At 62.2% G+C, this 7374-nt stretch carries 8 protein-coding genes and 2 pseudogenes; 4 read left to right on the top strand and 6 right to left on the bottom strand.

Translation table 11 applies throughout. The annotated features are described in order from the left end of the window. Positions 1 to 229, top strand: a 229-nt coding sequence (locus tag Q355_RS17030) for an HNH endonuclease (protein ID WP_036259548.1), incomplete at its 5' end; no start/stop codon positions are given. A 282-nt stretch (positions 230 to 511) separates the two neighbouring features. Here the strand turns inward: Q355_RS17030 and Q355_RS0112945 are convergent. From Q355_RS0112945 to Q355_RS16795, 4 genes and pseudogenes are all read right to left on the bottom strand, one after another. After that, positions 512 to 1819: an ABC transporter substrate-binding protein gene (locus Q355_RS0112945; protein WP_027878164.1), complete on the bottom strand. Its 1308-nt coding sequence runs from the start codon at positions 1817 to 1819 to the stop codon at positions 512 to 514. A 17-nt stretch (positions 1820 to 1836) separates the two neighbouring features. Then, positions 1837 to 2661, bottom strand: coding sequence for a carbohydrate ABC transporter permease (locus Q355_RS0112950; protein WP_051529431.1), 825 nt, complete (start codon positions 2659 to 2661; stop codon positions 1837 to 1839). Next, positions 2654 to 3589, bottom strand: a complete 936-nt coding sequence (locus Q355_RS0112955; RefSeq protein ID WP_051529432.1) for a carbohydrate ABC transporter permease — start codon at positions 3587 to 3589, stop codon at positions 2654 to 2656. The genes Q355_RS0112950 and Q355_RS0112955 overlap by 8 nt, the downstream gene beginning before the upstream one ends. 116 nt (positions 3590 to 3705) lie before the next feature. Continuing rightward, a pseudogene (locus Q355_RS16795) lies at positions 3706 to 3895 on the bottom strand (IS701 family transposase); the annotation flags it as partial. A 74-nt stretch (positions 3896 to 3969) separates the two neighbouring features. On the opposite strand from Q355_RS16795, the gene Q355_RS0112965 reads away from it, so the two are divergent. After that, the gene (locus Q355_RS0112965) at positions 3970 to 4212 is read left to right on the top strand and encodes a hypothetical protein (protein WP_211247178.1); all 243 of its coding nucleotides are present in this window, start codon (positions 3970 to 3972) and stop codon (positions 4210 to 4212) included. A 176-nt stretch (positions 4213 to 4388) separates the two neighbouring features. Here the strand turns inward: Q355_RS0112965 and Q355_RS0112970 are convergent, their stop codons facing one another. After that, entirely contained in the window at positions 4389 to 4796 is a 408-nt protein-coding gene (locus Q355_RS0112970; protein WP_027878168.1) for a transposase family protein, read from the bottom strand. 131 nt (positions 4797 to 4927) lie between these two features. Here Q355_RS0112970 and Q355_RS15970 point away from each other — a divergent pair, with 131 nt between their 5' ends. Together Q355_RS15970 and Q355_RS16270 are read left to right on the top strand one after the other, a co-directional pair. Beyond that, a complete protein-coding gene (locus Q355_RS15970) occupies positions 4928 to 6325 on the top strand; it encodes a replication initiator protein A (protein ID WP_036259551.1) in 1398 nt (465 codons plus the stop codon). 140 nt (positions 6326 to 6465) lie between these two features. Then, positions 6466 to 6915 carry a type IV toxin-antitoxin system AbiEi family antitoxin domain-containing protein gene (locus Q355_RS16270; protein ID WP_027878169.1) on the top strand — a complete coding sequence of 150 codons (450 nt, stop codon included), beginning with the start codon at positions 6466 to 6468 and terminating at the stop codon, positions 6913 to 6915. A gap of 140 nt (positions 6916 to 7055) precedes the next feature. Here the strand turns inward: Q355_RS16270 and Q355_RS16935 are convergent. Continuing rightward, positions 7056 to 7374, bottom strand: a pseudogene (locus Q355_RS16935) (hypothetical protein); the annotation flags it as partial.

The raw sequence follows: 7374 nt of genomic DNA on the forward strand, positions 1-7374 counted from the left end.
CACGATTGCGCGACAGATTCACCAGAAAGACAAATTGGAACTCCTGCGCCGTCAAGACAGCGTGTGTGGTATGTGCCGTCTTCCGCTTGCAGTGGAGGATATGGACGACCACCACGTCAAGCCGAGACACGCTGGGGGACAGAACACGTTAGACAACCGGATGTTGGTGCATCGCTGGTGCCATCACGCGCACCATCAGCGAGTTGGGTACAAGGGCTTGAAGGCTTGAGCCGTGTGCGGTGAAAGTCGCACGCACGGTTCTGAGGGGGCTGGGAGAGCCGCAAGGCTCACCCGGCTACCCGGCGGGGAGGTTCAGACTCCCACGCCCCGCTACACCGTGGCGAGAAGCACGTGGAAGTGTCAACTGCTGGAAGCGGTGGCGCTGCTGGACGAGCTCTTGAGCCGGATGCAGGCCTACCAGCATAAAAAACTCCGCGTTTGCGGGCGCTGTACTCGTGGCAGTAGTGAAAAGCCCCTCGAGCCCTAGCTCGAGGGGCCTCATGGCTCGGTGCTACTGCCGCACGCTGGCGTTGTAGCGGGCCAGCACCTGGTCGGCCCGTTGCTTGGCCTCGTCCAGGGCTTGCTGGGCCGGCTTGCCGCGCAGGGCTTCCTCGATGGCCGACTGCACGATCTGGCGGATCTCGGTGAAGCCACCCATCAGGCAGCCCGCCGAGGCGGTGTTGACCTTGGAGGTCTCGAGCTGCCGCAGGGCGGTGGTGTAGTTGGGCTGACGCACGTAAGCCTGGCGCACGCTGGGAAGCTCGGTCACACCCTTCACCACCGGGAAGTAGCCGGTGCCGATGATCCACTTGGCCTGGGTCTCGGGCTGCAGCAAGTAGCGGATAAAGGCCCAGGAGGCCGCGTTTTGCTCATCGCTGAAGCCGCGGATCAGGTAGACCGCGGCCCCCCCGATGGCCGTGCCGTTGCGTTCGTTCAGGTAGGGGTAAAAGGCCGTGCGCAGCGGGAAGCGGTTGCCCACCTGGCGCAGCACCCCGGTGAGCGAGGCGGTGGAGTAGATGGCGATGGCCGCGTTGCCCTGGGCAAAGAGGGCCTGGCTGTCGGCCCAGCTGCGTCCGGTGTTGGCGGCCACGCCCTCACGCACCAGCCGGGCCCAGGTGTCCAGGAAAGCCACCGCGGCGGGGTTGTTGAAGGTCACCTCGGTGGCCCGGGCCCTGCGTCCGTTCTCGTTGTTGCAGAAAAACTGGCCGGAGTTGTAGCTGAACTGCTCCATGAACCAGCTATCAATGGGGATGGAAAGGCCAAAGCGGGTGGTCTTGCCGGAGGCGTCCTTGATGGTCAGCTTGCGCGCGGCGGCCTCGAGGTCGGCCAGGCTCCAGGTGTTGCGGTAGGGGATGCCGGCCTGCTCGAGGGCCTGGGCGTTGAAGTAGAGGATGGGGTTGGAGCTGTTGAAGGCCAGGCCAAAGAGCTTGCCGTCCACCGTGTAGTAGCTGCGGGGCTGGCTGACGAACTGCGAGAGGTCGAAGTTGTTGGCCCGGGCCAGGTCTTCCAGGGGTAGCACGGCGCCCGAGTCGGCCATGAAGCGCGCCCCAATGTCGTAGACCTGAATCACGTTGGGCCGCCCCTGGCCCCCGGCCTGCAGGGCCGCCCGCAGTTTGTTGAGGCCGTCGTCGTAGGAGCCCACAAACTGGCTGCGTACCGTGACCCGGTTCTGCGAGGCGTTGAAGTCCTTGACCAGGGCCTCGGTGGCCTCGCCCAGCACCCCGCCCATGGAGTGCCAGAAGTCGATGGTGATGCGCTGGGCCTGGGCCAGTCCGCCCAGTGCGCCCGCTGCCAGTAGTGCCACGAAAATCTTCTTCATGTGTTGCCTCCCGATACTTATCCTTTGAGCCCGCCCAGCGCGATACCCCGTACGAAGGCCCGCTGGGCCAGCAGAAAGGCCAACAAAGTAGGTAGCAAGACCAAAATCGAGACCGCGGCCACCACGTTCCAACTGGTCACCTCCACGCTCACCACCTGCGCGATGGCGATCTGGGCGGTCTGCATGCTGGAGTTGTTAATCACCACCAGCGGCCAGAGGTACATATTCCAGGTACCCAAAAAAGTTAGAGCAGCCAGCGCGCCCAGGGCCGGAGCGGCCAGCGGCAGGGCCACATGCCACAGGATGCGCAGGTGGCCGGCCCCGTCTATGCGGGCTGCGTCGAACAGGTCTTGCGGTAGGCTCTTGATGAACTGGCGCAGCAGGAAGATGCCCAGCGGCGCGGCAATAAAGGGCACTGTAAGGGCCCAGTAAGTGTTGATCCAGCCAAACTGCTGCACCATCAGGTACAGCGGTAAAAAGGTCACCTCACCGGGGATCAGCAGCAAAGACACCACAAAGCCAAACAGCAGGCTCTGCCCCACAAAACGTACCCGGGCCAGCGCATAGCCCATGCTGGCCGAGACCAGCAAGACTCCCAGCGTCACGCTGAGCGAGACCACCAGGCTGTTGAGCAGGTAGCGCCCCACCGGGTGTTTTTGCAGGGCCTCCTGGTAGGCCTCGAGGGTAGGCCGGGGGGGCAAGAGACCCGGAGCGTATAGGTCGGCATCGCTGCGGAAGCTGGCCGAGAGCAGGGTCAGCAGGGGCAACACCAAGAGCCAGGCATACACCCCCAGCGCCAGATAGAACAAAGGCCGGGCCAGCCAGCGGGGAAGCCTACCCATAGTGCACCTTCCTTCCAAACCAGCGGAACTGCAAACCTGCCAAGAGCAGCAGCACCAGGAACAAGGCCGCCGCCTGGGCCGAGGCGTAGGAGAAGCGGAAGTTGAAGAAGGCGTCCTGGTAGATGCGGTAGACCCAGACCATGGTGCTTTCGGCGGGGCCGCCGCGGGTGAGCAGGTGAATCTGGCCGAAGGCCGTGAGGCTGCTGAGCATGGTCAGGAGGGCGACTAGAAACAGCGTGGGGGAGAGCATGGGTAGGGTGATGTGCCAGAACTGGGCCCAGGCGCTGGCTCCGTCCAGACGGGCAGCCTCGTAGAGGTCCTCGGGGATCTGTTGCAGGCCCGCGGTCAACAAAATGGCGGTAAAGCCCACCCCGGCCCAAGCCGTTACAATGGCCAGGGTGGGCAGGGCCAGCTCCACGCTGGTGAGCCAGGGCTGGGGAGGCAGACCCAGGGCCTCTAGCCAGCGGTTCACCACCCCCCCAATCGGGTGCAAAAACCAGCCCCAGGCCACGGCGGCCACCGCAGTGGGTACGGCGGTGGTCAGGAAGAACAGGGTGCGGAAAACGTTAACCCCCGGAAAGGGCCGGGCCACCATCAGGGCGGCGGTCAGCCCCAGGAGTATCTGCACCGGGACCACAATGGCGGCAAACAAAAAGGTAGCCCCCACCGAGCGCCAGAAGGCGGGGTCTTGCAGCATCTCGGCGTAATTGGCCAGGCCAACCCAGTCGCGCTGGGTGCCCAGGAGGTTTTCGCGGTGAAACGAGAGCCAGAAGGCGTTCAGGGTGGGCCAGACCAGAAAGACCAGCAACAACACCAGGCCGGGAATGAGCAAAAAGAGGGCCTCGAGGGTCTCTCCACCCAGGCGCACAGGGGATTTGGGAATCGGGTGTTTGCGCTCAAAATCCGGTTGCTTGAGTTCTACAGCCATGCCAACTCCTGGTGCGGGCAATTTCCGCTTTGTACAGACTTTCAGTTGACCGTCAGCAGGGCATCATCTCTTCTATGACCGTTTTGTGATGAATACCTGGATTTACGCGCCAACGACTAAGCTGCTTCCAGAGGGCTTAAATCCAGGGTCAGCGTTCCCGTCATCAGTCTCCGTCGGCACTGGTAGAAACTCTACTTCAGCCGCTCTCGTTGTAGCTCAATCAACCCAATAGGCCACCAGGCCCAAAGCCAGGTGCGCCAGCAAGCGCACCCGCTTGCGGTGTCGGTGCCCCTGAGTACCGGCATCGCCGGGCCGCGGTTGCGGCTTCACTTGCCAGAGCTTCTCATATATCGGTACCAGGTGATTCTTGACCGTTTCAGGTGAGATGCGTAGGCAGGGATGTGCTGCACGCCCTGGGTCAACACCAGGAAGGGGGACTGCTGGAGATCAGCCTGGATGGCAAACACCTCAAGGGCAGCGCGCGGGGTGGCGTGCGGGGTAAAGCCATCGTACTGGTCTCGGCTTATCTGAGCCGGTTGCAGAGCAAAGCCGCCCAGTCCCTCGCCGCTCTGCGCAACCTTCTACTTGGTTTCCTCAGGCTTTTATCATATACACCCCATTAGCCAACGATACAAGGGCATGGGATTGACCGCGAAGCGCCGAAGGCTGCGTAGAGCGGGAACACCGCACAAATGCAGAAAGCCTAGCAGGAGGTTACGCAAGGCAGCCAGGGTTTGGGCAGCTTTGCGGGTGCGACAAGCATCCTCCCCCAGGGCTTTTCCTTGCCACAGGCTCAGACCTAACTGTCCCAGATAAGCACTGACCAGCAGCAAAGCCTGATCCCCCACCCCCGGCGGGCGCTCCCTTTGAGGTATTTGCCGTCCAGGTTGACCACCATCTGACCCGGATGGGCTGGGTCCAGCACCTTGAGCACCTCCAGCGCCCAGGCCTTCAGGGCCTCTTCCAAAGCGGTGACCTGTTGTTCCAAAGCCCACACAAAGCGATAGAGGGTGGCCTGGGCAGGCAGGGCCTTACCACCCGCGCGCCGCCCGAAGCCCTGTGCCAGCAGCCAGTCCCGCTGATCCTCTACCCACTGGGCTATGGCCAGCACGTTGGTACGCCCGCTGCCCAGGGCCATCAGCACCAGCATGAACAGCATGCGCCAGTCGTAGGTGGTGTTGTGGGCCCGCAGGTCAGGTACTTGCATCAGGTATGGAATGGGGCTGGGTATCCTTGGGGTTTCGTTCTACTGCATATGATAACTGCATATGATGAAAGCCGGCATGTTTTTCAGCTTTTGTCGTGTACTTAGCGCCACCAGCGTTATAATCTAGCCCTATGGCCGAGAAATACCCGAGCGATAGCAGCGCGATCCGGCGCTTTGATGAAGTCAACGTGGCGCGGCTCGGGTTGATCAGTATTCAGGAGCGTATACCCCCTGACTACACCAGCTGGACCATCGATTTCCAGATTGATGGACGTCAGGCCCGGCTATCCTGCGTGGCGGTGGCCGAGCACGGTGGTGTCCCGCACGGCCTCGACAACGATGTAAGCCTGGCGCTGATCACGCTATACCAGGAGGCTGGCTACCCGGAGGATGGCACCATTGTCACGACCGCCTATCGCATCCTGTCGCTCATTGGCTGGGATACCAGTGGGCACTACTATCAGGCCCTGAAGGAAAGCCTCGATCGCCTGACCACGGCCACCTTTACTGCCAGCGAGGCCTGGCACAGCAATAAGCGATGGACCACCGTCAAGTTTCGCTACATCGATCACCTGGAGTACACCAGCGAAGATAGCAGCCTGGGCCTCTCGGGCCAAAGTGTCCTCAAGATCCGCCTGGCCCGGGAGATCGTTGAGTCTATCCGTGCCCGGTACATCAAGTCGCTGGACCTCGAGTTCCTCACCAGCCTGGATCGCCCCCTGACCCGGGCCCTCTACCGCTTGCTGGATGTGCAGCGGGTCTCGTCGGATGGGGCTGAGGTCACCCAGTTTCGCACCAACATCATCGAGTGGGCCAAGGCCTGCAAGATTGTGGATCAGACCCCGACTCGGGTGCGACGCACTCTGGAGGGGGCCCACCGGGAGCTCATCGAGCGGGGCTACCTATCCGATGTGGAGTATGTGGGGCGGGGTTCCCAGCAGGAGGTGATCTACACCTTTGCCAAGCAGCCCTCCATACGCGAAGAGGCCCGCGAGGTGGTGGAGCGGCTCGCTGGTTACGGGGTGACGCGTCCGGTGGTGTATAGCCTCATTGCCAGCTACAACCTGGCGCATATCGAGGAGCGGATCGCCCGCTTTGAGGCCATTCTGCAGGCCGGGTATGCCCCGCGCAACCGGGCTGGGTTCCTGGTGGACGTAATAAGGGACGACGAGGGGAAATATGTCGATCCCGAGGGATTTGTATCGCGCAGCCGGCGGGTAAGAAGCGAGACCGCCCGGCTAAGGCAGGTCGAGATGGCGCGCCAGGAGGAGGAGCGCAAACAGCAGCAGATGGACGCGGAGTGGGAGAGCTTGGATGCGAAAGGGCGAGCTAGCAAGGCAATCCGCGTGCTGAGTCTGGTTATGGGCAAGCAGCTACCTACCCGCTACTACAGCGGCCTTCTGGAAGCCTTCGAGTCGGGCAGGATGAACCCCCGTGAGGTTACCGAAGCCGCGCTGAAGGCCCAGATCAGTCTGCGGTTGGCAACGTTCATCCAAGAGCTGATGCGCACGCTAGATGGCCTCGGTTGATTATCAGGGCAGGGGAGGGTACACAGGCCCCCAGACGGAATGCCAGTTTCATTACCCTAAACCACCTATAGTTTATGGAGACCCTCGAGCGCCTCCTCCGCCAGCACGCTGGCATCGTCATCTGCAGGTAGGCTGACGCGGTGGGGGTCGAGCCGTACCTGCTCACCCGCTGGGTTCAGCAGGGCAGGTTCGAGCGCATCCAGCGGGGGGTCTACCGCCAGCACGAGGCCGAGGTCGGGAGTCATCGCCTCAAGGTCTACGGCCCCGAGAAGACCCTGGCCGACCTGCTCAAGTTCAGCAACCGCTACGGCGAAGACCTCTTTCTCGAGGGGCTGAAGAACTACCTGGCCTGCCGCCAGCCCTGTCCTGACCTGCTGAGGCTCCTCGAGGCCGCCAGGGTTTGCCGGGTCGAGCGCAGACTGCGACCTGGGTGTGCTGCTGGCGCGGTCAGGCGAGTACGCCGAAGCCGGATCCCACTACCTCGAAGCCCGCCTGGGTTATGCGGAGCCTCCAAAGCGCTGCTACAACCTAAGCCGCATCCGATACTTTTTCATACCGCAGCACAACAAGCCCTGTGCCAGAACCTGTGAACAAAACTGCAAAGCCAAAAGTTGTCTTCTTGACACCGTGGAGATAAACTCTAGTATTTCTAACAGTGTGCAATAGTATATTAACTCAAGTTGCCACCTAGACATTCCGAGCTAGAAAGCAAAAACCAAGGGGGTGCATCTCAGCAATTCCGTACAGGGAAAGCCCTCCACCTCAGGGCCTCGAAGGCCACCAGCGGATGGGAACTACATAGCTGGGCGCGGTGGGCTGCTGTGCGCGAAGCCCCAGGGCGACTCCACTGCATCCCCGAGCGTTTCATGCGGGCACCGATGACATGCTTGTTCATCCCCTCCACCTGGCCTGAACCGATGGGCCAGCCCCGGGCTTTATAGGCCGGGTAGTCCATCCGATCGGCCCGTTGCTCCAGGTACTGGATTGCGCTGCGGGCCTCTTCCGACCAGCTCTGCCGCTCAGGAGCGGTAGGGGGTGGGCAGTAGGTG

Source organism: Meiothermus cerbereus DSM 11376 (genome assembly GCF_000620065.1).
Taxonomy (GTDB): Bacteria; Deinococcota; Deinococci; order Deinococcales; family Thermaceae; genus Meiothermus; species Meiothermus cerbereus.